24 protein-coding genes are annotated in these 25,169 nt (G+C 44.0%); 9 read left to right on the forward strand and 15 right to left on the reverse strand.

Annotated elements, in window-relative coordinates; genetic code table 11:
- Positions 1-5 precede the first annotated feature (5 nt).
- The gene (gene dnaB, locus M2470_RS01245) at positions 6-1,517 is read right to left on the reverse strand and encodes a replicative DNA helicase (protein WP_280743125.1); all 1,512 of its coding nucleotides are present in this window, start codon (positions 1,515-1,517) and stop codon (positions 6-8) included.
- A gap of 189 nt (positions 1,518-1,706) precedes the next feature.
- Here dnaB and M2470_RS01250 point away from each other — a divergent pair, with 189 nt between their 5' ends.
- From M2470_RS01250 to M2470_RS01260, 3 genes are all read left to right on the forward strand, one after another.
- Positions 1,707-2,639 carry a magnesium transporter CorA family protein gene (locus M2470_RS01250; RefSeq protein WP_280743124.1) on the forward strand — a complete coding sequence of 311 codons (933 nt, stop codon included), beginning with the start codon at positions 1,707-1,709 and terminating at the stop codon, positions 2,637-2,639.
- 65 nt (positions 2,640-2,704) lie between these two features.
- Positions 2,705-3,931, forward strand: a complete 1,227-nt coding sequence (gene serB / locus M2470_RS01255; protein WP_280743123.1) for a phosphoserine phosphatase SerB — start codon at positions 2,705-2,707, stop codon at positions 3,929-3,931.
- Positions 3,932-3,952: 21 nt separating this feature from the next.
- Positions 3,953-4,255, forward strand: a complete 303-nt coding sequence (locus M2470_RS01260; protein WP_280743122.1) for a Dabb family protein — start codon at positions 3,953-3,955, stop codon at positions 4,253-4,255.
- On the opposite strand, the gene M2470_RS01265 is transcribed toward M2470_RS01260, so the two are convergent.
- A complete protein-coding gene (locus tag M2470_RS01265; protein WP_280743121.1) occupies positions 4,252-4,968 on the reverse strand; it encodes an MgtC/SapB family protein in 717 nt (238 codons plus the stop codon). The two genes, M2470_RS01260 and M2470_RS01265, sit on opposite strands and share 4 nt — an antisense overlap.
- Before the next feature lie 89 nt (positions 4,969-5,057).
- Between M2470_RS01265 and M2470_RS01270 the strand changes: the two genes are divergently transcribed.
- On the forward strand, positions 5,058-5,819 hold the full coding sequence (locus M2470_RS01270) for an exodeoxyribonuclease III (protein ID WP_280743120.1): 762 nt from the start codon (positions 5,058-5,060) through the stop codon (positions 5,817-5,819).
- Positions 5,820-5,825: 6 nt separating this feature from the next.
- Here the strand turns inward: M2470_RS01270 and M2470_RS01275 are convergent, their stop codons facing one another.
- The 5 genes from M2470_RS01275 to M2470_RS01295 all read right to left on the reverse strand — a co-directional run bounded on the left by M2470_RS01275 (position 5,826) and on the right by M2470_RS01295 (position 10,891).
- Positions 5,826-6,737, reverse strand: coding sequence for a dihydroorotate dehydrogenase (locus M2470_RS01275; protein ID WP_280743119.1), 912 nt, complete (start codon positions 6,735-6,737; stop codon positions 5,826-5,828).
- A complete protein-coding gene (locus M2470_RS01280; RefSeq protein ID WP_280743118.1) occupies positions 6,725-7,504 on the reverse strand; it encodes a dihydroorotate dehydrogenase electron transfer subunit in 780 nt (259 codons plus the stop codon). Before M2470_RS01280 ends, M2470_RS01275 begins: the two co-directional genes overlap by 13 nt.
- A 71-nt stretch (positions 7,505-7,575) precedes the next feature.
- Positions 7,576-8,049 (reverse strand): helix-turn-helix transcriptional regulator, encoded by a 474-nt coding sequence (locus tag M2470_RS01285; RefSeq protein ID WP_280743117.1) that lies wholly within the window; start codon positions 8,047-8,049, stop codon positions 7,576-7,578.
- A gap of 1,032 nt (positions 8,050-9,081) precedes the next feature.
- Positions 9,082-10,104 carry a DNA polymerase III subunit delta gene (holA, locus tag M2470_RS01290; RefSeq protein WP_280743116.1) on the reverse strand — a complete coding sequence of 341 codons (1,023 nt, stop codon included), beginning with the start codon at positions 10,102-10,104 and terminating at the stop codon, positions 9,082-9,084.
- A gap of 10 nt (positions 10,105-10,114) precedes the next feature.
- Positions 10,115-10,891, reverse strand: a complete 777-nt coding sequence (locus tag M2470_RS01295) for an AMP nucleosidase (protein WP_280743115.1) — start codon at positions 10,889-10,891, stop codon at positions 10,115-10,117.
- A 43-nt stretch (positions 10,892-10,934) separates the two neighbouring features.
- On the opposite strand from M2470_RS01295, the gene M2470_RS01300 reads away from it, so the two are divergent.
- Positions 10,935-11,390: a type I restriction enzyme HsdR N-terminal domain-containing protein gene (locus M2470_RS01300; RefSeq protein ID WP_280743114.1), complete on the forward strand. Its 456-nt coding sequence runs from the start codon at positions 10,935-10,937 to the stop codon at positions 11,388-11,390.
- Here M2470_RS01300 and M2470_RS01305 read toward each other — a convergent pair whose 3' ends face one another.
- The 7 genes from M2470_RS01305 to M2470_RS01335 form a co-directional block, all read right to left on the reverse strand.
- Complete coding sequence (locus M2470_RS01305) at positions 11,391-13,136, reverse strand: glycoside hydrolase family 9 protein (RefSeq protein WP_280743354.1); 1,746 nt, start codon at positions 13,134-13,136, stop codon at positions 11,391-11,393.
- A gap of 358 nt (positions 13,137-13,494) precedes the next feature.
- A complete protein-coding gene (gene nqrF / locus M2470_RS01310) occupies positions 13,495-14,757 on the reverse strand; it encodes an NADH:ubiquinone reductase (Na(+)-transporting) subunit F (protein WP_280743113.1) in 1,263 nt (420 codons plus the stop codon).
- A 25-nt stretch (positions 14,758-14,782) separates the two neighbouring features.
- Complete coding sequence (gene nqrE / locus M2470_RS01315; RefSeq protein ID WP_280743112.1) at positions 14,783-15,400, reverse strand: NADH:ubiquinone reductase (Na(+)-transporting) subunit E; 618 nt, start codon at positions 15,398-15,400, stop codon at positions 14,783-14,785.
- A 27-nt stretch (positions 15,401-15,427) separates the two neighbouring features.
- Positions 15,428-16,057, reverse strand: a complete 630-nt coding sequence (nqrD, locus tag M2470_RS01320; RefSeq protein ID WP_280743111.1) for an NADH:ubiquinone reductase (Na(+)-transporting) subunit D — start codon at positions 16,055-16,057, stop codon at positions 15,428-15,430.
- 5 nt (positions 16,058-16,062) lie between these two features.
- Positions 16,063-16,746 carry an NADH:ubiquinone reductase (Na(+)-transporting) subunit C gene (gene nqrC, locus M2470_RS01325; protein WP_280743110.1) on the reverse strand — a complete coding sequence of 228 codons (684 nt, stop codon included), beginning with the start codon at positions 16,744-16,746 and terminating at the stop codon, positions 16,063-16,065.
- A 21-nt stretch (positions 16,747-16,767) separates the two neighbouring features.
- Positions 16,768-17,970, reverse strand: coding sequence for an NADH:ubiquinone reductase (Na(+)-transporting) subunit B (locus M2470_RS01330; protein WP_280743109.1), 1,203 nt, complete (start codon positions 17,968-17,970; stop codon positions 16,768-16,770).
- A gap of 22 nt (positions 17,971-17,992) precedes the next feature.
- Positions 17,993-19,342: a Na(+)-translocating NADH-quinone reductase subunit A gene (locus tag M2470_RS01335; RefSeq protein WP_280743108.1), complete on the reverse strand. Its 1,350-nt coding sequence runs from the start codon at positions 19,340-19,342 to the stop codon at positions 17,993-17,995.
- Positions 19,343-19,470: 128 nt separating this feature from the next.
- Here M2470_RS01335 and M2470_RS01340 point away from each other — a divergent pair, with 128 nt between their 5' ends.
- Complete coding sequence (locus M2470_RS01340; RefSeq protein WP_280743107.1) at positions 19,471-20,718, forward strand: DUF5103 domain-containing protein; 1,248 nt, start codon at positions 19,471-19,473, stop codon at positions 20,716-20,718.
- A 38-nt stretch (positions 20,719-20,756) separates the two neighbouring features.
- Entirely contained in the window at positions 20,757-22,100 is a 1,344-nt protein-coding gene (locus M2470_RS01345; protein ID WP_280743106.1) for a hypothetical protein, read from the forward strand.
- A gap of 21 nt (positions 22,101-22,121) precedes the next feature.
- Here M2470_RS01345 and M2470_RS01350 read toward each other — a convergent pair whose 3' ends face one another.
- Positions 22,122-23,279, reverse strand: coding sequence for a DUF6261 family protein (locus M2470_RS01350; RefSeq protein WP_280743105.1), 1,158 nt, complete (start codon positions 23,277-23,279; stop codon positions 22,122-22,124).
- Positions 23,280-23,604: 325 nt separating this feature from the next.
- Here M2470_RS01350 and fsa point away from each other — a divergent pair, with 325 nt between their 5' ends.
- Both fsa and M2470_RS01360 read left to right on the forward strand, forming a co-directional pair.
- Positions 23,605-24,261, forward strand: a complete 657-nt coding sequence (gene fsa, locus M2470_RS01355) for a fructose-6-phosphate aldolase (protein WP_280743104.1) — start codon at positions 23,605-23,607, stop codon at positions 24,259-24,261.
- 1 nt (position 24,262) lies between these two features.
- Positions 24,263-25,168, forward strand: coding sequence for a cation diffusion facilitator family transporter (locus M2470_RS01360; RefSeq protein ID WP_280743103.1), 906 nt, complete (start codon positions 24,263-24,265; stop codon positions 25,166-25,168).
- Position 25,169: the final 1 nt, after the last annotated feature.

Genomic DNA, 25,169 nt, shown 5'->3' on the forward strand with positions numbered 1-25,169 from the left:
ATTTATCAGAAGGGATAATCGTTGTTGGTTTGAGCCAGAAAATCGGGTCCGGCAGGCGGAATGGGTTGTGCATGGTCTGCTTCCGCGCCGATAGACGATGCAAATTCGCGTACAGGGATGTCTTCATCCACATTGATGAACTTGGCGTATTCGCCTTTGAAGCGTAGACGCACATCTCCGGTTGCTCCGTTACGATGCTTGGCGATAATAATTTCGGCCATCCCTATCAGCGAGTTTCCCCTCTCATCTTCTGTGATTTTATAGTATTCCGGACGGTGTATGAAGCAAACCATATCGGCATCCTGCTCAATGGCTCCGGATTCACGAAGGTCGGCCAGCTGCGGGCGTTTTCCTTCTCCCTGACGGCTCTCTACACCACGGTTTAGCTGCGAAAGCGCGATAATCGGGATGTTCAGCTCTTTGGCAAGCCCTTTTAGCGAGCGGGAAATCATACTCACCTCCTGTTCGCGGCTACCAAAGTTCATTCCGCTGGCATTCATCAACTGTAAATAGTCAATAATGATACATCTTACATGATGTTCACGCACCAGGCGGCGTGCCTTTGTCCTTAATTCAAAGACGGATAAACTGGGGGTATCGTCAATATAGATCGGAGCGTCGTACAGGCCTGCCAGTTTAAAGTCCAGCTGCTCCCATTCGTACTTCTCCAGGCGTCCGCTTTTGATCTTATCTGCCGTAATCTCCGTAATGTTGACAATCAAACGGTTTACCAGCTGTACGTTACTCATTTCCAATGAAAAGAGGGCTACTGGTGTATTGTGCTGAACGGCCATGTTTTTGGCCATAGACAATACGAAGGCCGTTTTACCCATGGCGGGACGGGCTGCGATGATCACCAGGTCTGAATTTTGCCAGCCGTGTGTCATCTTATCCAAACCATGAAATCCTGATCGCAGGCCACTTAAACCTTCCGGCTGTTCGGCTGCTTTTTTGATCAGTTCGATGGCTTCGCCAATAACGGGGTTGATCTGTGTTACGTCCTTCTTTACGTTTTGCTGAGATATCTCAAACAAGCGAGCTTCGGCCAGCTGCATCAGGTCGTCTACGTCTATCGATTCGTCGAATGCTTGTCCCTGAATAGAGGCTGTAAAGGAGATCAACTCTCTGGCAAGAAACTTCTGTGCAATGATACGGGCATGATATTCAATGTGCGCGCTACTGGCTACTTTGCTGGTGAGTTGCGAGATGTAGAAGGGCCCGCCTACAGCATCCAGATCGCCACGTTTCTTTAGCTGATCCGTTACGGTAAGCATGTCGATAGGGCGCTGGCTGACAGCCAGGTCTACAATCGCCGAATAGATCGTTTCATGTGCTTTTTCGTAGAAGCACTCCGGTTTCAGGATATCACTAATGATAAAATAGGCGTCTTTTTCGAGCATTAATGCGCCGAGTACGGCCTCTTCAAGCTCCCTGGCCTGTGGTTGCAGGCGCCCCATTTCCGGTACAACGATTGTCTTTTGTTTACTTCTTCCTGTATTTCTAGTCCCTTCAGCCATTCTGGTTTGTTTTTAGCGCATCAAATTTAGTGCTTTTATTTGGGTTTGAGTCATTTTTTGTACCTTTGCATTTGTAAAAAGTAATTAAGAATTATGGACGACACAATCCCGCGAAGTAGATTAAAAAGTATTAATTAGTGATACAGAGAGGCTTTTCATGTCCCTCTGTGTACAAAAAAAGAGGCGAATATGAGAAGTTTTCTTTATAGCGAAGTTACGGGCTTTGTTGAAAAAGACCACTGGCTGCCCAACAGCTGGATAAAAGTAGAAACTCCCACACAGGATGATATCCTTTATCTTACCGAAGAACTGAAGGTTCCCGAATCATTTATTGCCGATATTGAAGATACGGACGAACGTCCCCGCGTAGAGCATGAAGGAAATTGGCTATTAACTATCTTACGTATCCCGATAGTAGAAAACGGAAAGTCTATTCCCTATACTACTGTGCCTATTGGTATTATGACGAATGATGATGTAATCGTAACCTTGTGCTATTACCGGACAGATGTAGTAAAGGATTTCATTCTTCATACCCGTCGAAAAGGTGTCCTGATCCGGAATAAATACGAGCTGATCATGCGTCTGATCCACTCTTCGGCTGTCTGGTTCCTTAAATACCTGAAAAAGATCAATAATGAAGTAACGGACGCCGAGAATGCTCTGGCCAAAAGTATCAGGAATGAAGACTTGCTCCACCTGATGAATCTTCAGAAAAGCCTGGTTTACTTTAATACCTCTATCCGGGGCAATGAAGTGATGTTTAATAAACTACAAAGTATCTTTCAGGAACCGGCCTTTCGCATTGATTCCGAATTGCTGGAAGATGTAGACACAGAGCTGAAGCAGGCACATAATACCGTGAATATATACAGCGATATCCTTACCGGCACGATGGATGCCTTTGCTTCCGTTATCTCCAACAATGTAAACACCATCATGAAACGCATGACGTCCATCTCTATTATCTTGATGGTACCTACGCTTATAGCCAGCTTTTACGGGATGAATATTATTAATTATGCCGAGGAATTACCATACGGGTTTATAGTGATCATTATCGCGTCACTTTTCTTTTCAGCAATGGCTTTCTATATATTCAAGAAGATCAAATGGTTTTGATTTTGCAGGCAATTTAGAGAGATATTACCTATAACTTTTTAACTTTGTCCCAAAATCAATTAAATATGTCACAGAAAAGTGAGATAATCTTTATCAACATCAGTGGCCCCGATCGTCCGGGAGTAACTGCTGCTCTTACCGAAATATTAGCTAAAAAGAATGCTTTAATATTGGATATCGGCCAGGCTGATATACACAATAACCTTTCATTAGGTATCCTTTTCCAGAGTACGGAAGGTGACTCGGGGGATATCTTAAAAGATCTGTTGTTCAAGAGCTATGAATTAGACGTGAATATTCGTTTCAATCCTATTTCGGAAAAGCAATATACCGAATGGGTTGGTTTACAGGGAAAAAATCGTTACATCATCACCATTCTGGGGCGCAAGCTTTCTGCCAGACAGATCGCCAGTGTTACCCGCATTGTTGCCGACCAGGGGATGAACATTGACGATATCCGCCGTTTGACCGGACGTATCCCCCTTGATGAAACGCAGCGTACGCCTAAGGCCAGTGTGGAATTTTCAGTCAGAGGTACACCCAAAAACAGGGAGCAGATGCAGTTGGCTTTTCTGGAACTCTCTTCCGAATTGGAAATGGATATCTCTTTCCAGGAAGACAGTATGTATCGCCGGATGCGTCGCCTGATTTGTTTTGATATGGACTCAACCCTGATCAAAACAGAGGTGATTGACGAACTGGCAGAGCGGGCAGGCGTTGGTGAGCAGGTAAGAGCCATCACCGAATCAGCCATGCGTGGGGAAATCGATTTTGCCGAAAGTTTTCGCGAACGTTGCGCCTTACTAAAGGGCTTGGATGTCTCTGTTATGCAGGAAATTGCCGAGAATTTACCGATTACCGAAGGGGTTGAACGTTTGATGCACATTCTTAAAAAGGTTGGTTTCAAAATTGCTATCCTCTCGGGAGGATTCACTTATTTCGGTAACTATCTGAAACAGAAGTATGGTATCGACTATGTATATGCCAATGAGTTGGAGATTGTAGACGGAAAACTAACCGGACGACATATTGGCGATATCGTTGATGGAAAGCGGAAAGCGGAGCTGTTACGCTTGATTTCTCAGGTTGAAAATGTGGACATCCGCCAGACAGTGGCTGTTGGTGACGGAGCTAACGACCTGCCGATGATTAGTATTGCAGGCCTGGGGATTGCTTTCCATGCCAAACCCAAAGTGAAGGAAACCGCCCAACAGTCTATCTCTACCATCGGACTCGACGGTGTGTTGTATTTCCTCGGATATAAGGATTCTTATTTAAACGAACAGATATAAAAAACTAAATTTCAAGCAAATATGATCAGACATATCGTAATGTTCAAATTGAAGGAGTTTGCTACTCAAGCCGAAAAGCAGACAAAAATAGAAGAGATTAAAACCCGCCTGGAAGCCCTGAAAGGCCGGATCGATATCTTATTACATATCAGCGTAGACTTCAACGTAAACCCTGCCGAAACCTGGGATCTTATCCTGACTACAGAGTTTAAGTCGCTGGAAGACCTGGCTGTTTACGCCAACCATCCCGAACATGTAGAGGTTACTAAAAACTGCATCGCTCCGGTAAAGGCAGACCGGGCTTGCGTAGATTACGTCTTTTAAGCCATCAGCTTGATTTGCGAAATATACCCCAAACTACGTATTTCGCTGAATAACTCAGTATAAGAGGATATGGATTTCAGGTTTACCTTGTAGGTAACAATGGCCATATCCTTTTCGTATATATTGTCGTAAGAGACACTTACGATAAAGACATTATTCTTCACCAAAATCCTCCGAATTTCCTTGAAATCAGGCGTGGAGGTAGAGCAGGTAATGGTCATTATCTTGTTTACTCCGTCGAGGTACATCCGTTTTTCCACCCGCTCCAGCGAAAGCAGGATAAATAAAGCAACCAGTGTAGTAATACCGGCCGGAAGGAACATTCCCGCACCCACAGCCAGTCCGATAACAGCCATCACCCAGATACAGGCGGCGGTAGTCAGCCCGTGCACGCTGCCATGGCTTTGTATGATAGCACCTGCTCCCAGAAAACCAATCCCCGTAAGTACCTGTGCAGCAATACGTCCCGGATCCCCGTTCAGGAAGTTGGTGTAGGTCTGCGGAATCCATATCGATATCAGCATAGCGGCAGTTGAACCTACACAGATCAAGGTAAACGTCCGCATCCCGGCATCCCGGCGCCTGAACTGGCGCTCAATGCCGATAATGGCGCCCAAAAAACAGCTGATAAGAAGCCTGGCCAAAGCAGTGTATGGAGTTATTTCCGTACTATTCAGTATTATATCTAATTGTTCTACTAAATTCTCTATCATATCCTACTATCTATATTTTATCAACAAACATAACAAATTCTGAAGTAAGTTGTTATATTTGAAGTTTGAAATTATAAATGTAGTTAGAAATGAAGATCATTACATACAACGTAAATGGCCTGAGAGCCGCAGTGAATAAGGGGTTTACGGATTGGTTGGCAACTGAAAATCCGGATGTACTTTGCATACAGGAAACAAAATTGCAGCCCGACCAATTTCCTTCCGAAGCCTTTACCGGACTGGGCTATTATGTCTATCTGTTCAGCGCGCAGAAGAAAGGTTATAGCGGCGTTGCTATTCTTACCAAAAAGAAGCCCGATCATGTAGAGGTGGGAATGGGTATTGAAAAGTATGATAATGAGGGAAGATTCCTTCGTGCCGATTTTGGAGATGTCTCTATCGTAAGCGTTTATCATCCTTCGGGAACCAGTGGAGACGAACGCCAGAGTTTCAAGATGGAGTGGCTGGATGCTTTTCAGAAGTATGTATTGGAGTTGCAGAAAACACGTCCCCACTTAATATTGTGCGGCGACTATAATATTTGTCACGAACCCATCGACATTCACGATCCGATACGAAACGCCAAAAGCAGCGGTTTTTTACCCGAAGAACGCGAATGGATGACAGGCTTCCTAAACAGCGGTTTCATCGACACCTTCCGCTACAAAAATCCTGAAAAACAACAGTATACCTGGTGGAGTTACCGCGCCAATGCAAGGATGAACAACAAAGGATGGCGTATCGACTACTGCATGGTAAACGAACCGATGAAGTCGCGGATAACTGATGCTTACATCCTGAACGATGCCGAGCACTCAGACCATTGCCCAGCCGTCCTTACGATAGAATAAACTTCATCAAACCTCCAGTGCCCCGGTAAGTTCGGAAACTGACTTAAAGCCGAATTGATCGCAATATGCATTCAATCCGTTGATTATTTTGACGGAAGCGGTGGGATCGATGAAATTGTAAGTACCTACTTGTATGGCAGTTGCTCCGGCAAGCATAAATTCTACGGCATCTTTCCAGTTGGAGATACCTCCCAGTCCGATGATAGGAATTTTTACGGCTTTATAGGTTTGCCATACCATTCGCAGGGCGATGGGTTTAACGCATGGTCCGGAAAGGCCGCCGGTTATTGTAGATAATATAGGTTTCCTTTTCATCGGGTCAATAGCCATTCCCAACAAGGTGTTTATCAGCGAAACAGCGTCGGCTCCTTCAGTTTCTACAGCCTTGGCAATCTCGGTAATGTCTGTTACATTAGGAGAAAGTTTTACAATAAGTACCTTAGGATATACCTTGCGTACGGCGCGTACTACTTCTGCTGCTCCGGCACAAGTTACCCCAAAAGCCATGCCTCCTTGCTTTACATTCGGGCACGAAATATTCAGCTCTATGGCAGGGATCTGTTCCAGAGCGGCTATTTTTTCGGCGCATTCCACATACGATTCTATCGATGAACCACTTACATTTACAATCATATGTGTATTATAATCCTTGATTTTGGGATATATATGGTCTACAAAGTAGTCCGCCCCTTTGTTTTGAAGCCCTACGGCATTTAGCATACCGGCCGGGGTTTCGGCCATCCGGGGATAAGGATTGCCTTCGCGATGTTCAATGGTGGTCCCTTTTACAAATATACCTCCCAATCGTTCAATATCCATGAAATCAGCATATTCCGTACCATATCCAAAGGTTCCGGAAGCTGTCATCACCGGATTTTTCAGTGGCAAGTTGCCTATATTTACTCTTAAATCTGCCATTTTAATTTGTCTATGTTAAAAACAGGACCTTCCGTGCATACACAAACATGTCCTTTGGTGGTTTGTTCTACGCAGCACAGGCAGGCACCTATACCGCAAGCCATTGTGTTTTCAAGGGATACCTCGCATGGGATAGATTGCGAAACCGCGTATCGGGCAACCGCCATCATCATGGGTTTGGGCCCGCAGGTGTAAATCCGGTGAAAACGTACTTTAGTCAGTATATGATGGTCGGTAACATATCCTTTATCACCGATAGAACCGTCTTCTGTTGTGATAAGTACGCTGCCGAGTTTACGGAAATCATCCAGCTGTATCAAGTCCTTTTGAGAACGGGCACCCAGTAAAAAGGTTGGTTCTACTCCGGCTTCCTTTTTCAGGTAATTTCCCAGAAAGAGCATCGGCGCCATTCCTACACCGCCTCCGATCAATAGGGACTTTTCTGACTTTATTCCAGGAATGCTGAAACTATTTCCCAGCGGAAGCAACAAATTCATCGTATCGCCGGGTTTGTATCTGGCCATGGCTCTGGTTCCGTCGCCAATTTTCTGTACAAGCAGCCAAACTTCGTTTTTCTCTTTGTCATAGAAGTTTATGGAAATAGGGCGGCGAAGAAAAGTTGTGGGAGACCTGTCTACCTGTACTTGCACGAATTGTCCCGGAAGCATTTCGGGCAATTTCTCGTCGGAAGTCAGTTTCAGCAGGCAATAATTAGAATGAAGGTCCTTGTTTTCAGTCACCTTCATGTCAAGCATGTACTTCTTCATATATTAAAGTATATCAATATCAAATCGAATACAAAGATACATGATTCGTACAATAGTTTGTAGTAGCAGGCTCAGTCTTTCTCGTTTTTTTCGGGAATAAATGTTTCAAACGTATTATCGGTGTAATATATCATAATTTTGCTAATAATTCTCGACTCAGTTTTTTTTGGTATAACTACCTCTGTAAAAAGGTCTTTACCCTCAATTTGAGGCTTCTCAACCTCCATTTTCGGGCGATATTCGGGAGCGTCCTGTACTTTGGGTCGATTTTCGGGCAAATTTTGAGGGTTACTTTCAAATAAATCCTGTTGTTTGGGCGAACTGGTAGGTGGGGTATTCCGCATCATACTTCCAACTCCCGATAATAACCAGTCCGGATCCACATATTTAAATTTATCAAGAATTTTCTTATACACATCAATGCTTACATTATTTCTTTCTTTTAGTATATGAGACATAGCGGCACGTTGTATACCTATCATATCTGCAAAACTGGTAGACGTAAGTCTTTCATGTCTCATTATTTCTTCGATCCTTGCTTTCATAATATGTAAATTACTGACAAAATGACTTATTTATATATAAGTGTAACTTCTAAATACCATGTTACAAATATAAACAATTTATTTAGAAAACGAAATATATAATTATAAAAATATACTTTACAAATGTAATATATGAATATATAAAGATAAACAATACAATTGTAAACTAGTAAATAATCATAAATATCATATTAAAGTAAAACTTTAAAATATTATCTTAAAGTGATGGCTATAAGCATATAAAATATTCATATATATCCGTATTTAAGCCTAAATTTAGGATTGTACCCCCTACCCGCCCCTAATCTATCATATAGTTAATGTATTACTTTATAAAATGATCATATTTTACTGGTTTATATCATATTAAATAGAGATTATACAATAATATAATCAATATAGAACATATATAAATGTATACATTTATAATTCTAATCAGGTCTATATCTGTGTTTATTATTGTAGATACAAATGTAAATTTACGAATATTCAGATTAAAACATTTGTATATTTACATTTGTAAACCTACTTCAAATAAACAATTCTTACCTATAACAATTCTATAATATATATTTCTGTCAAATTGGCGGATATATCCTATTGTAAACAAAAAGCCGAACAGGCATAACTTATCGCCTCCGGATTTTTTTCCTTACAGCTTTGCCTAATTTAATATTACACCCTAACCTTCAAATTTGAGCGATTTTCCGGGTCATTGGAGAGCCTGCTTGCAAAAAACGGCTGAATTTGGCACTTTGTTTTTTTCGATAAGTAATGATTTTGAAAATAAAAATGATAAATCGAACGTATAATTATTTATTCCCTATCTATTATATTGCATTATATGTTTAAAACTATCTTATTGGTATTTTTTCTTCCCTCATAATTTCACTCTTTTTTTGCAAAAAACTAAAAGTTTCATCTGGATGAGAATAAATTCTCATGCCGTTGAGAAAAAAGTTTCATGCCGATGAGAATTTTTTCTCACCCGCATGAGAACTTTTTCTCAACGAATAAAAATAAATGAAATTTTTAGTGTAATATTCTATACAGTAGCTCTTTAAGGAGTTCTCCGTCTGGTGTAGAATTGTTATCTACTCCTTTGGCTTGTGCATCTGTATTGCGGATGTCGCTAATCAGGTTGAAGGTTTTCATGGCCGAATAGTTTTTAAGGCCGGCTATATAGTCTTTGGTCTGATAGGCATTGTACAGGTCTAGAGCACTCATGATGCCCCTTTCCGACCGGTCTTTGGCGTAGTGGCAGATTAACAGGTTGGAGAAATAATTAAATAATACAGGAAGGGTCATCGTCAGCGGATTGTTCTTGGGGTTCTTTTCAAAGTACTGAGCAATCCTGTTTGCCTTTAGAATATCTTTTGAGGTAATGGCGTTGAGCAATTCGAAGTTATTGTATTCTTTGCTTATACCAATGTTTTGCTCTACCAGCTCGGGCGTGATCCGTTTAGGAGTATTTTCAGGCATTAAAATAGCCAGTTTATCAAGTTCTTTGCTTAGCCGGCTCAGATCATTTCCTAAGAAATCAGATAACATTTGTGCAGCTTTCGGGTCGATAGTTGTGGATCGTTGTTGTAAAAACGTAACGATGAAAGCGGGCATTTTGTAGTCCTTGATCTTATTGGAGGTAAACAAGATACCGTTTTTGTCAATCGCGTTCGCCAGGGACTTACGTCGGTCTAATGCCTTGTATTTATAGTTGATTACCAGAACGGTAGACTTTAACGGATTGGCTGCATAGTTGCTTAGTAATTCTATATTACGTATCAGTTGCGCCTCGCGAACCACCACCAGCTGGTATTCCGACATCATGGGGAAGCGGCGCGCGGCATTGAGTACTTGTACGGCATCGGTATCGGCTCCGTAGAGGATGGTTTGGTTAAAATCACGTTCGGATTCGTTCAGTACAGTTTCAATCAACAGTTCAGTCAGCTTGTCGATAAAGTAAGGTTCTTCACCCATAAAACAGTAGATGGGTTGAAACTTTCGTGCCCGGATATCCTGGGCGATTTCGTCGAAGGTATATTCTTTTTTAGCCATAAACTATTGTTTACCAACTGAAACGGATATGGCGAATTGTTTTCTTTCCGTCGATAATTTGTTGCAATGCCTGAATCCCCATTGTTACATGTCCTTTGGCATATAGCTGGGTAACCTTGCGGTCGCTTTCTTCGGTTTTCACCCCTTCCTCCAGCATAGGCTTGTCCGATATCATCAGGAGGGCTCCGGTAGGTATTTCGTTGGCAAATCCGGCAGTCAGCAAAGTAGCTGTTTCCATGTCTATACCGGTGGCATGGGTTTTTTTGAGGTATTCTTTAAAGGTGTCGTCGTACTCCCACACGCGGCGGTTGGTGGTGTATACCGTGCCGGTCCAGTAGTCGTGCCCGTTATCACGGATAGCCGAAGAAATAGCACGCAGCATGGAAAAGGCCGGCAGCGACGGTACCTCGGGCGGCAGGTATTCGTTGGATGTTCCTTCGCCCCGGATCGCAGCAATGGGTAATACAAAATCCCCTTCTTTATTGGCCTTCTTCAATCCTCCGCATTTGCCTAAAAACAAAACAGCTTTGGGCTTAATGGCTGATAATAAGTCCATAATAGTAGCCGCATTGGCGCTTCCCATCCCGAAGTTTATAATCATAATCTTACCGTAAGAGGCATTAGGCATGGAGCTTTTCAGGCCTTGGATCTCTACATTGAAATGCTCGGCAAACAGCTCTACATACTTGGTGAAGTTGGTAAGTAAGATATAGTCGGTGAATTCTTCCAGGGGTCTGTTGGTATAGCGGGGTAACCAATTTTCTACGATCTCTTGTTTTGTCTTCATATAAAAACTAACTTTGTTTCTTGTATAAATGCAAAGATACTAAATGCTCTCTTTAAATTTGCCAGGATTCGACGCGAAAGTGACACAAAAGGATGGAAAGCCATTTATTTTCGATTCTTTGCGACGCAAATATGTTGCCCTTACTCCCGAGGAATGGGTAAGGCAGCACTTTATCAACTACCTGGTTGCCGAAAAGAAATACCCGAAGGAACTGCTGGCCAATGAAATTACGATCAAACTGAATGGTACGACTAAACGTTGTGATACAATCGTATATAATCGCTTCTTAGCCCCGATTATGATCATAGAGTATAAAGCCCCCTCCGTACCGGTAAAAAGGGCTGTATTTGACCAAATAGCACGTTATAACGCCTCATTAAGGGTGCGCTACCTGATCGTAAGTAACGGTATGCAACATTTTTGCTGCCGGATTGATTATGACACTCAGACCTATACTTTCCTGGAATCCCTGCCCGCTTACGATGAATTGGGCGAATAATCACTTTTCCAAAGAAGCGTCTAAAGCAGCTGAGAAATAAGTAAATAGACCTTGCCAGTTAATAGCCATCTCATTGGAAGCATATGAAGCCTGGTCGTCTACATAGCATTCGTCAGGGATATCGGAAGGATATTCGCACTTGTCTTGCTTGCCAGGATTAGGCCCTCCAATCAGGAGTCCGGGAATGGGTTCTACGATATCGTCACTGGCCGACAGGCGGTGGTGCGGATGCATCGGGCTCTTATATCCGAAACCGGTTATGTAGCAGTAGCCAGTGGCATTTCTTCCCAGAATATAATCCATGTTGGAGAGGGCGGCTGTCTGGTACTTCTTGTCACCGGTCAGCAACCAAGCATATAGAAAAGCAATTCCCTGGTTTGAAGCGGCATCGGAATTACATCCCCAGAAAAAGTCTTTCGCTTCTCGTCCGTACGGAGCAGCATAGGGTGACATCTCCAAATTGCGGACAGCACTTTCCGTGTAGTCCAATAATAGGGATTTCATCCTGTTAGCCAGTTCCTTTCCCCTTTCGTCGAATGAGCCTCCGTAGCGGATAAACGTAAGGCACCCCATGCCGGCCACTCGGCTCCAAACAGGAGGAGTAAATTGCTCGGGGGCAATTTGCTCGGCTATTTCCAGGTATTTATCTTCTCCGGTGGTGACGTATAGTTCGCTGGCTGCCCAGAAGAATTCATCTTCAGCCGAGCGATCGCCATAAGCGCCTGTCTGTATAGCCGGTTCATATTTTTTGTTCAGTTCTTCCTGACGGTAAAGTGCCAGTGGATTCTTTGATGCCCACTCGAAAGCCCGACGCGAAGCAGCAAGCATTTTGTCCGAATAGCCGGGATAGTCTTCTTCTACTGTCGTGAAGATACGGGCGGCCTGTGCCATAGAAGCGGCAAAATCCAAAGAGGCAGTAACAGACTTGGTGATGACGTATCGTTGTTGCTGGCAATCTTCCGGTTTGATAAAGCCCTCAAAGTTAGGAGTCGTTAGCTTGTGGTAAACGCCTCCGTCGGCAGGGTCTTGCATGGTGAGCATCCAGTCGATGTTCCAGGCTACTTCGTCCAACAAATCGGGAGTAGTATTTCCACTCTCCGGAATATTGGTATTCATTTGTAACACATACTCAGGATAATCTTCAAGTAATGAAAGCAGTACACCTACCGTAAAACCGGAGTTGACAATATACTTGTTGTAGTCTCCCGCATCATACCAGCCTTTGGAAGAAGATATAATCGTTCCGGCAGGCCTTTTAGGAGAAACCGCCGAAGGGTGTATCATAACTTGATCGTCCGGATGGGCGAAGGGTCGATGCCACTTGCCGGCATAGGTTTCTTCAATCGGGGTAGACATCCGTTGGTAGTAGAAACCTTTCAGACTAGCCAGGGTAACGTCTTGCAGCAAATGCTCTTTGACAACAAAAGGTTGCGACTTACCAATACCCAGTATCTCTATCTGATATTCTCCCGGAGTGTCTAAAGCAGAAAAAGAAAGAACAGTTGTTTTCTTAGGAGAGAAGGACGAAGAGCGAGAGACAGATAGCAAACCTCTGTATACGATCTTACTAGTCTGAAGATCCCTGATCTCAAACTTTTTATAAGCCCCCTTATCGGATGCCACAATTGCTGTTTTTTCTTCGGACGGATAAAACCCGATTTGATTCAGGCGAATCAAGTCACTGACGGGAAGTTCCTTATGTGAACAGGATGTTAAAACTAAAAATGATACTAGAAGTAAAGATATTGTTTTGCCAAATTGATCAAGGGTTGAGTTGTGCATAATTTGAATATTTAATATGATATACGGAGTCCTGACTTTGCGTTTCCGAGTTTTCATAGTAAACAGAATTCTTCTCCATAGTAGGTGTAATTACAGGTTGCTTTGTTTCTTCTTTCTTATTAAAGAAAAAAGAATAGCCGAGAATTATCAGAAAAAAAGATAGTATAAGAGGCTTCATAAATAAAAATTTTGATGGCTATATTAACAAAGATGTAATTTAAACGCATAATGCTGCATTATATTGTATAAAAAGAATGAAAAAAGCAGGAATTATCAGAAATCCCTGCTTTTCTTCTTTATTATAAGATCGTATTCTTACATCTTATGCTCCGAAATCGTCGAACATCAACATTTCAGGAGGTACACCCAGGCTGTCGAGCATTACCTTAACAGCATTGGCCATTGGTCCGGGACCGCACATGTAGTATTCAATATCTTCAGGAGCATCATGCTCTACCAGATAATGATCATGGATTACCTGATGGATAAATCCTACATAACCAGTCCAGTTATCTTCCGGACGAGGTTCAGACAAGGCGATATTGAACTTGAAATTCGGGAATTCTTTCTCGATTGCGCGGAAGTCTTCTTCGTAGAATATTTCAGCTTTCGAACGAGCTCCGTACCAGTAAGATATCTTACGGTCGGTAATCTTCAGCGTATTGAATATATGCAATAAGTGAGAACGCAATGGAGCCATACCGGCACCACCTCCGATGTAAAGCATTTCGCGCTTCGTATCTAAGATGTGGAAGTCTCCGTAAGGACCTGACATCATTACTTTATCACCCGGTTTCAAGTTGAAGATATAGGAAGAACCTATACCCGGTTTAATACCTGCCTTCCAGCCGTTTGTAGCCCGGTCGAACGGAGGTGTTGCGATACGTACGTTCAGGGTAATGATATTTCCTTCGGCAGGATAGTTAGCCATGGAGTATGCACGTACGGTTTCTTCTTCATTCTTGCAAGCCAGATCCCACATCTTGAATTTATCCCATTCCGGTTTGAAAGGAGCTTCTACATCGAAGTCTGTGAATTTCAAATCATATGTAGGAATCTTGATCTGGGCATAGCTACCCGGTTTGAAGTTCATCACTTCGCCTTCGGGAAGTCTCACGGTAAATTCTTTGATGAATGAAGCTACGTTATGGTTGGATACAACAGTACACTCCCACTCTTTTACTCCGAATACTTCTTCGGGCACCTGTATTTTGATGTCTTCTTTGATCTTTGTCTGACAGCCTAAGCGCCAGTTGTCTTTGATCTGTTTGCGGCTGAAGAACCCAACTTCGGTAGGCAGGATATTTCCGCCACCTTCGGGAACCTGACAGCGACACTGTCCGCAGCTACCGCTACCCCCACAGGCTGAAGACAGGAAAATCCCCTGGCCTTGCAGAGCGCTGATTACTGTCCCACCCATCGGAACCTCGAACTCTTTCTCATCATTTACCACCACTTTTACGTTGCCGGATGGTATCAGTTTTGCTTTTGCAATCAGTAAGGCTCCTACCAGGATCAGGGTGATTATCAAAAAGATGATAGCTCCTGCCATAATGGTAAGTCCGCCTGACATTAATATTATCATAATTCTTGTATTTCGCTGTTAAAAATTAAATATTAAGGCCGGAGAAGCACATGAACCCGATACCCATCAAACCCGTAATAATGAAGGCCATACCAAGACCTTTCAAGGGCTTTGGTATATCAGAGTAAGCCAGCTTTTCACGTATAGCAGCCATACCGACAATTGCCAGCAACCAGCCGATACCGGAACCAAAGCCATAGACAGTAGCTACTCCCACGTTTGAAAATGCTTTCTGTTGCATAAACAAAGAACCTCCCAGGATGGCGCAGTTTACAGCTATAAGCGGCAAAAAGATACCCAGTGACGCATACAAGGCCGGAGCAAATTTTTCAACAACCATTTCTACCAATTGCGTGAAAGATGCAATAATAGCAATGAATATCAATAAAGAAAGGAAGCTCAGGTCTACGCCGGCAAAGTCTGCTCCCAGCCAGCTCAAGGCTCCTTCTTTCAATACGTAATTTTCAAGCATATAGTTGATAGGCAATGTGCAGGTAAGGATGAATGTCACCGCCATACCCAGTCCCAAAGCTGTCTTCACGTTTTTGGAAACAGCCAGGAAGGAACACATTCCCAGGTAATATGCGAAAATCATGTTCTCAACAAATATAGATCGCACGAAGGTGCTTAATATTTCTCCCATTCTGAATAAATCTTTAGATGTTAGACATTAATTTTCCTGCAGGTCTTTGTTCCTTGAACGATGAACCCATATAATGACAGCCACAACAATCAGCGCCATCGGAGGAAGAATCATCAAACCATTGTTCACATAGCCAAAATCATAGAAGACTTGCGGAATCACCTGAATACCCAGCAAAGTGCCGGAACCCAGCAATTCACGGAAGAATCCTACAATAACAAGGATAATTCCATATCCCAGTCCGTTACCTACACCGTCTAAGAAAGACTCCCAGGGCCCGTTACCCAGAGCAAAGGCTTCCAGACGTCCCATCAGGATACAGTTGGTAATGATAAGTCCCACAAATACGGAGAGTTGCTTGTTCACGTCATAAGCAAAAGCTTTCAATACTTCGCTTACGATGGTTACGAGAGCGGCAACTACTACCAACTGTACGATGATACGGATACGGTTCGGTATCGTATTACGCAACAGCGAGATAATTACATTGGCAAATGCAACTACAGCCGTTACCGACAGAGCCATCACAATAGATGGTTCCAGCTTGGATGTTACAGCCAGAGCCGAGCAGATACCCAGCATCTGCACGATAACAGGGTTGTTTTTGCTCAACGGGCTTACCAGAATTTCTTTATTTTTATTTGATAACAATCCCATCTTCTTTACTGATTTTGTGAGGTTAAAAACTTAACATAACCGCTCAGGCTGGTATAGAGCATCTTGTCAACTCCCTGGCTGGTGATTGTTCCACCCGAAATACCGTCTACATAATCCTGTCCGGCGGCGCTTTTGCCTGGTTTAACAACCGCAATAGACTTAAACTCACTGTTCTGGAATACTTTCTTTCCGGCAAATTGTCCGCTGAAAGCTTTGTTTGTGATTTCGGCACCCAAGCCCGGAGTCTCACCTGCATGGCTGAAGTCGGCTCCGAAAACAGTATTCTTGTCATCATTCAGGGAAATGTATCCCCAAAGAGGGCCCCAAAGACCTGCACCCTGCATAGCCATGATATATTTGGTTTTACCATCTACTTTGGCTACGAAAACAGGATATGTGTGTTGAGCAAATGCTTTTACCACATCAGCAGCAAATGCGTCGCCTTCTACCTTCTTGCCATTATCGTTAATGAGGAATGCTTCTGTAATCAGACTGTTGTATTTCTCTTCGGCCTCGTTAGCTTTAACGCCTACGTTGATAGACCGCAATATTTGTTGTCTTTTGTCATTATCTTCGTTTTTCTTCTGGTATTCACGTAGTGACTGGGATGTAAAGGCAAGTATTACAGCCACCAGAACCACCATTACTGAAGCATAAACGATCGTATATACGTTACTATCTCTATTCATAATCTTACGCTTGTTTAAAAGTTACTTTAGGGCTCTCTTTAAACGTTGTTTGATATTGCTTTCAACTACGTAGTAGTCGATCAGCGGAGCAAACACATTCATCAACAGGATAGCAAGCATCATACCTTCGGGATATCCCGGGTTCAGCACACGGATAATGATCGCCATGGCACCGATAAGGAAGCCATAGATATATTTACCTGTCTCTGTACGGGCAGACGTTACCGGGTCGGTAGCCATAAATACGGCACCAAAAGCAAAGCCTCCCAAGAGCAAATGGTCTATCGGAGATACGGTCATGGCAACAGTAGTACCTATTGCGTTGAAGATGGCAGCCATAGCAGCTCCTCCCACAAAGCAAGACAGCATGGTTTTCCAGCTTCCGATACCTGTAAAGATCAAAACAGCCGCTCCCAGCAGGATAGCCAGTACGGAAGTTTCACCGATAGAGCCCGGTATCAAACCAAGGAACATATCCCAGGTACTAAGCGGATTGCCTAATACGTCTACCGTTTGGAACGAACCGATCAGTTCTTTTCCGGCGATACCGACTTGTCCCAGCGGAGTAGCTCCCGAGAAGCCGTCTACGATATTTCCTGCGCCAATGCCAAAGGTACTGTCCGTGCGGACAAACACTTGGTCGCCCGACATAGCTGCCGGATACGCAAAGAATAGGAATGCACGTGTAACCAAGGCTACGTTAAATACATTATAACCTGTCCCGCCGAACACTTCCTTGGCGAAGATTACGGCAAAGGCTGTTGCCACTGCTATCATCCAGAGCGGTGTATCGATGGGGACAATCATCGGGATAAGCATACCGGAAACCAGGAATCCTTCCTGTATTTCCTCATTCTTCAGCTGGGCAATAATAAATTCGATACCCAAGCCCACTACATAAGAAACAATGATTTTCGGCAGGACAGCCAGAAAACCAAACAGGAATGTCATCCAGAAGCCCGGATCGGTTCCGGTTGCCAGATTGTGTTGGTAACCGGTATTATACATACCAAATAATAAAGCAGGAAGCAACGCTACGATAACAACAGACATCGTACGCTTTGAATCAATACTGTCGTGTATGTGGACACCTGATTTTGAGGTTCTGTTCGGAACAAATAAAAATGTTTCGAATCCGTCAAAAACAGAATGGAACATCGACAGCTTCCCCCCCTTCTCGAAGTTTGGCTTAATCTTGTTGAGATAATTCCTTAACGCTTTCAATGTATTCTGAGTTTAAATGTTATTAATTCATTTCTTTATACAAAAGATTTAAGCCGTTCCGCACGATCTTCTGTATTTCGATCTTCGATGTATCGACAAACTCACACAAGGCGAAGTCCTCCGGAGCTACTTCATAGATTCCGAGATTTTCCATCTTGTCGATATCGAAAGCGATAATGGCTTTGAGCAGGTATTCGGGATAGATATCCATCGGGAATACCTTGTCGTATTCGTTAGACATGATCATGGCGCGTTTGCCGCCTCTGATACGTGCGTCAATTACATACTCTTTGTTCTTGCCAAGCAGCCAGCTGAAGTAGGTACGGCTCGTGCTGTACTTGTTAAAGCCCGGCATGGCCCAACCGGCAAACTCATCCACGTCGTCGCCTTCGGGGATAACAGTAACCTGGTTGTCATAAGCATGCAGGTAGTCGTCTTTGGTTACCTTGTGTCCGGTCAGCACGTTTCCGCTAATGATACGGATATGCGCTTTTCCTTCTAATACTTTTCCTTCTGTCAGACTGCGGATAGTACATCCGGCAATAGTTTTGATATAGCCCCGTTCGCTGGTTTCCGATCCGCAGAGTGCTACCAAGCGGGTAAAATCGGCTACACCTTTATTAAATAAGCGGCCAATCAGGATTACATCGTCGGGATTTATGGTCCACACCGTTTCACCCTTGTTTACAGGCTTGGTGTGATTGATCAGTACACCTACGTTTCCTGCCGGATGGGGACCTTCTACCTCTACCCTTTCTGCACCTTCGGTTTTAATAGCCGAGCCGCTCTTCACACCTACATATACCTTTCCGGAGGTAAGTTTTGCAAGCGCATTCAGTCCGGTCTGGAAATCTGCTTCCTGACCCTTCAGAATGTACTCAAAGGAGGGAGCCAAGGGTGCCGAATAATACGTAGAAACAAAAATGTCCCTCGGACTTTCTGTGGTAGATGCCACAATGTCGTACGGACGTTGCTTGATGAAGGGCCACATTCCCGCTTCCAGGATGGCTTCTTTAATTTCTTCCGGTTTTAGTGAAGATGGATTTTTGGCGCCGAATGCTACGTATTCAACTTCCGCGTCGGGTTTTACAACGATGCTGAGCACCTTGCGCTTCTCCCCACGGTTGACGGCACTTACCTCGCCGCTGACGGGCGATACAAATTTAATTTCCGGATGGTTCTTATCTGTCATCAGAACAGAACCGGCTTTGACCTTATCTCCTACCTTGGCGGTGACCTTCGGCACGATACCGTTAAAACTGTCCGGCACGATAGCGTAACTATCGCTAGCCTTGCCAGTTAACAATACGTCAGAAGCCTTGCCTTTCAGATTAATGTCTAAACCCTTTTTAATCTTTATCACACTTGCCATGACAACTTATAAATGTTATTAAAATTTCAGCGCAAAAGTAAACATTATTTTCGTCCTTTATAACAATAAAAGACACAAATAAAGAAATAATTCCATAATTTTATACCCGAATAGAGATATTGACAGATATGAAACGATATTATCTTATTTTTTTTCTGAGTTTGGGGCTTGTTGTCGCAGGCGCGGCACAAGAAAAATACCAGACCCGCGTGTTCACCAACCAGATTAAAACTCTTCAGGTGAAGCAAGCAGGAGAACTGATATCTACCCCTATTATAGAACTGGACAGTGACCAGCAAATAGAAATTAGTTTTGATGCGCTTGAGCATAATTACAACCGCTTTGGCTGGGCCATCGTGCATTGCGATGCCGACTGGACACCCTCTTCCCTCTCTCCACTGGAGTATCTTACAGGATTCCAGGGACTAACGGTCGACGATTTTGCTACCTCTATGAGCACCAGCACGCAGTACACGAACTACATCCTGACGCTTCCCAACGACGATGTGCAGTTCAAAGTCTCCGGAAACTATGCCGTCCGCTTCTACAGGGAAGACGACCCATCCCGAACACTCTTTACCGCCTGCTTCTCTGTTGTAGAGCCATTGGTGACTGTCAGCGCCACCGTCTCGGGAAAGACCCTGATAGACTCAAATCGCGAGCATCAGCAGTTGGATTTCACCATTCAGCATGGGAATGTCGATATCACCTATCCGCAGACCGACCTCAAGATTTTCGTCTATCAAAACCGCCGCTTCGACAATGCCGTCACCAATCTGAAGCCTACTGGCATACTCAGCAAGCAGCTTGTCTACAATAACAACCGTGCCCTCATTTTCGAGGGAGGAAAAGAATACCGCAGGATGGAATTCCTGAGCAATAAGTACAACGGTATGGGAGTGAACAGTATCGAATACTTCAATCCATATTATAATGTAGAGCTCCTCGTAGACCGGCCTCGTAGCGGACAGTCCTATTTCTACGACCAGGATCAGAACGGACGCTATTTTATCCGCTGCAGCAGTTGCAACGATCCCTATACCGAGGCGGACTATTATATCGTCCATTTTACCCTTGCGGCAGAGCCCTTCCTGGATGGTGATGTCTACCTGAACGGCGACCTGACATACAACATACTCAATGAAGACAGCAAGATGGAATACAACTACGAACGCAACTGCTATGAGAAAGCCCTCCTGCTCAAACAAGGCAGTTATAACTTCCAATATCTATATTTAGAGCATGGAACAAACATGGGACAATCTATTGATATAGAAGGAAACTCATACCAGACAGAGAACGAGTACGCAATCTATGTTTACTTCCGCCCCATCGGCACAAGATACGACCGTCTGATAGGAATCTGCCAGCTCTGATAGCACATGCATATAACATAAATTTTATCCTAATCCTTATGAAATGTACATATTATATCTTCTTCATACTATTTGCTGTGACACTGCTTACGGCTTGTGGAGACGATAAAGAGCTCCCAATTATAGAATGCCCCGAACCTGGACCTGGAGGAGGCAATCCCGATCAGACCTACCTCTATCCCATTGATCTGAAGGTACTCGGAGGCGATGGTGAAGTAACCCTCACTTGGCACTATATCAACTATATCCACGCAGAGAAAGCGCCAGCTTCGTATACCCGCACCACTATCCTGGGAACCGAAACGCCGGAGTATTGCGAGGTCTACATGGCTACGGGAGACTGTGGCACACCGAGCCTCATTGCTCGTATAGAAGAAGAAGCTTGGCTGGATATTACCCCTTCCGAATGGCCATTACGCACCTATGCCTACAAGGTAGAGAACCTTCAGAATAATGCCTCTCACAGCTTTTTTATGGTAGGATATAAAAAAGGATGCAACCCAATGACTTCTCCAACGGTTATGATCTATCCCGGCGCTCGTTCGGAAAGAGAATTATTTTTCAAGGATGCCGAAGACTCTATCAAACCCTTCCGTGGAGTGAGAATTTCACCCCAGCAAGATATGCTGGTCTTTATCGATAAGGGAACGGAGTGTGGTCTGTATTGGTCTAACCTGTATATTGCCGATATTGAGGGAAATCTCATTGGAGAGGCAATCATCAATGTTGATTTTCCGGCCTGGTCGCCCGACGGCAGGAAGATTGCTTTTGTTTCTTATCATCATTTGCCGGATGGAAACCCTTCCATCTCGGTTTACGATCTTGATACGCATGAAATCACTTGCCTTACTGAGGGGGAAACCGTCGATGCTGCGCCCGTATTCACTCCCTCGGGAGATAAGATCATCTATGAATCAATAGATAACTCCGTGCAATACTTACGTATGGTGGATCTGGCTTCGGGAGAGGTCTCCGATTTGTTTAACCCTATCGGCGACAAGCTGTGGAGTCCCTCCCTTCCGGGCTTCGATGCCCAGGGGATGCTTTACTTTATGAATACATTTACGGGGTATGAAAAATACTTCTGCAAATTGGATATCAACAACCCGGGCAGTCAGCCCGAGCTGTTGATACAACTCCCCAAAGAGAGCTCTACCTTCGGTATCTCGCCGGACGGTCGGCATTTGGTTTGTACCAATATCTGGACAGGAGATCCGCAATTATGGCTTTACGAACTTTCCAATCCCCAGCCTCGGTTACTTACCGGATTCGAGCTCTCTGAGAGTGTGTATCCGGGAGGGGCCGTTTTCGGATGGCTCGACAACAACACCCTCTATTATCCTTTGAACGAAAGATTCCTGATGAAGACTACCATCGAATAGCTTCCCAGACTACCGGAGCCTTTACGTTCCGGTAGTTTTACTTACTTCTAATTTCATGAAATTAGTCTCCGGCATGGCATCGATTATGGCCAATATTTTGCCTTCTTTTACCAATTTGCCGCTTATGATCTTTGTATTGTCATCAGGTGCGAAAAACCATGATTCGGTATCATACGGATCCATGATCAGCCCGATAGCTATCGAGGAATCCGTCTCACTTACCAGATAATCCTCTACCGGAAAAGGATAATCCGGATTCGTGTCATACACTATCATACCACCCACAGCCCCATCAGGGTATAAGGCTTTGCGGAAGGCCTCCGGGTCTTCAGCTTCCAGCGAAAATTTGTTACCGATACCTTCCGAGTTTGGGACTTCCGAACTAAATACAACGAGGTTTGTAAACGTCAGGTGCGGCTTTTTCGAAGGATCGGAAGTATCCGGCTTGCAGCGTTTCACGCGGCGCGAGTAATTCCGCCCGGCCTGGTCTATGTATGCGTTGATGAAGTCTATCACCTTTCCCAGGGTCTCTTTTATCGTTTCGTCCTTCTCCGTTAATTCGTTAGTGATGTATATCGCGTTGATACAATCTGCCAGATCCATGAAAGCCCGGTCTGTATTCCGACGAGCTCTGTCCATCGATTCTTCGTTTAGTAGGAACATGTTCTGCGAACGCTGCTGGGAAATTTCCTTAAACCGCTCATTCTGAGTATCTAATTTATCTACAACAGTCGTCAAATTGAGCAAGCTGACAGCTCCAGAGTTTTCATCTTTCCTCAAGTCCTCCAAGAGTTTTGTTATCTGGACAGAATTCTTGGTGTAGGCTGTCTTGGTATGCTTGTAATTGTCGAGGATGATTTTTAGCTTGTCGGCAGCCGCTTTTTCATTCTCGTCGCGGCTGTACTGCTTGTATTCAACTGTTCTTTTCAAATACATGTAGGTGTCGTCGCGGGCTGCGTCGACTTCTTTTAGATTAGGAGTAAACTCCTTCCTTAAGCTAATACCGAAATAGTTGGATTCCTGTTCAAACGAACTTTTGTAAATATTCAAAAAAGATTCAAGGCGAGGTATTTCCGTATTGAGAGATTCTACTGCCTCGCAGATAGCTTCATGCGTGTCATAGTGCTCTGCATGTCTTATACTATAGAGCAATCTGGCATTTTTAAGAATTGATTTCATAGTAGCCTAATCTTTGTGGTTATATATATAACAAATAAACGCGTCAAAAAGTTTGTCAAAAAAGGCATAGAGATATAGGTTCTCTGTCTTTTTACTTTTTGTTGAAAGTTTCACTTATTTTTTATTTGTGAAACTAAAAGTTTCACCTAGGTGATCTTAAAGGATCACTGTAATAATACTTAAAGGTCACCTGAGTGATACTTAAGTATCATCCCGAGTGAAATTTTGAGTTTCACACTAAATAAAATAGTGAAACTTTTTATTCTAATGAATTGTTATACATTTGCAATAGAGATTTAAATGAAGAACTTTAAAACGCGAACATATGAAATTTTTTATCGACACGGCAAATTTAGAGCAAATCAAGGAAGCAAATAACCTGGGCGTGCTCGACGGGGTAACTACAAACCCTTCATTAATGGCCAAAGAAGGCATTAAAGGTGTAGCCAATCAGCGGAAGCATTATACACAGATCTGCGAACTGGTAGATGGCGACGTGAGCGCCGAAGTAACAGCGCTGGACTTTGACGGTATGGTAACCGAAGGCAAAGAGCTGGCCGCGCTACATCCCAACATCGTAGTGAAGGTTCCCTGTACCGAAGACGGCATCAAAGCCATCCGCTTCTTTACCGACAGCGGCATCCGCACCAACTGTACCCTGGTATTTTCGCCCGGACAAGCCTTGCTGGCTGCCAAAGCAGGCGCGACCTACGTCTCCCCCTTCGTAGGAAGACTGGATGACATTGCAAGCGACGGCATCGAGCTGGTGAAGAAAATTGTACAGATGTATCGCTATTATAATTATACTACGAAAGTGCTCGCCGCTTCTATCCGTACTACCCAGCATATTATGCAATGTGTGGAAGTTGGAGCCGACGTTGCCACCTGTCCGTTGACAGCCATTAAAGGCCTTCTAAAGCATCCTTTAACCGATAGTGGATTAGCGACCTTTATGGCTGATTATAATAAGATTAAGGAATGATATGTCCCAAGATAGTCTCAAGCATAATCATAGTCATTCGCACGGAACAACGGGTAGCGGTAATATCCGCCTGGCTTTCTTTCTGAACCTCTTCTTCGCCATCATTGAGCTGGCCGGCGGGCTTATTACAAACAGCGTCGCCATACTGTCGGATGCTTTGCACGATTTCGGAGACTCCGTATCGCTGGGGATCGCCTGGTATTTGCAGAAGTTCTCCGAGAAAGGGCGAGACAAGTACTACTCGTATGGCTACAAGCGTTTCTCGTTGTTGGGAGCGCTTTTTATCTCCATTATACTGCTTGTGGGCTCGGTCTTCGTAATAGAAGAGTGTGTCAAACGTATCCTGGAACCACAGGCACCCAACGCGCAGGGAATGTTTCTCCTCTCTATCTTGGGGATCATTGTGAACGGCGCGGCAGTGCTCCGGCTGAAAAAGGGATCGAGCATTAACGAACGAGCCGTCTCCCTACATATGATGGAGGATGTACTGGGCTGGATAGCAGTCTTCATCGTCAGTATTGTGATGATGTTTGTCAATTTACCTATTCTGGACCCCTTATTGTCTATCGCCATCAGCATCTGGATACTTACCAATGTATATCGTAACCTGAAGGATACCTTCCATATCCTCTTACAACAAGTACCGCAAAACATAGACCTAGAGGGACTGGAAGACAAGATCAGACAGATACCCGGCGTCCTCTCCCTGCATGATATACACCTCTGGACACTCGACGGCGAGGAAAACATCCTCACCCTCCACATCGTCTTGGCCGACGGCATCACCGTAGACCAACAAGCCACCATCAAGAGCGAAGTCCGCACCCTCTGCATCAACGCTGACATAGCGCATGCCACTATCGAGTTCGAGCAAAGCGGAGAACTATGCAGTCTTGCTGACTGCTAAG

This window comes from Parabacteroides sp. PH5-46 (genome assembly GCF_029892785.1).
Lineage (GTDB): Bacteria > Bacteroidota > Bacteroidia > Bacteroidales > Tannerellaceae > DFXE01.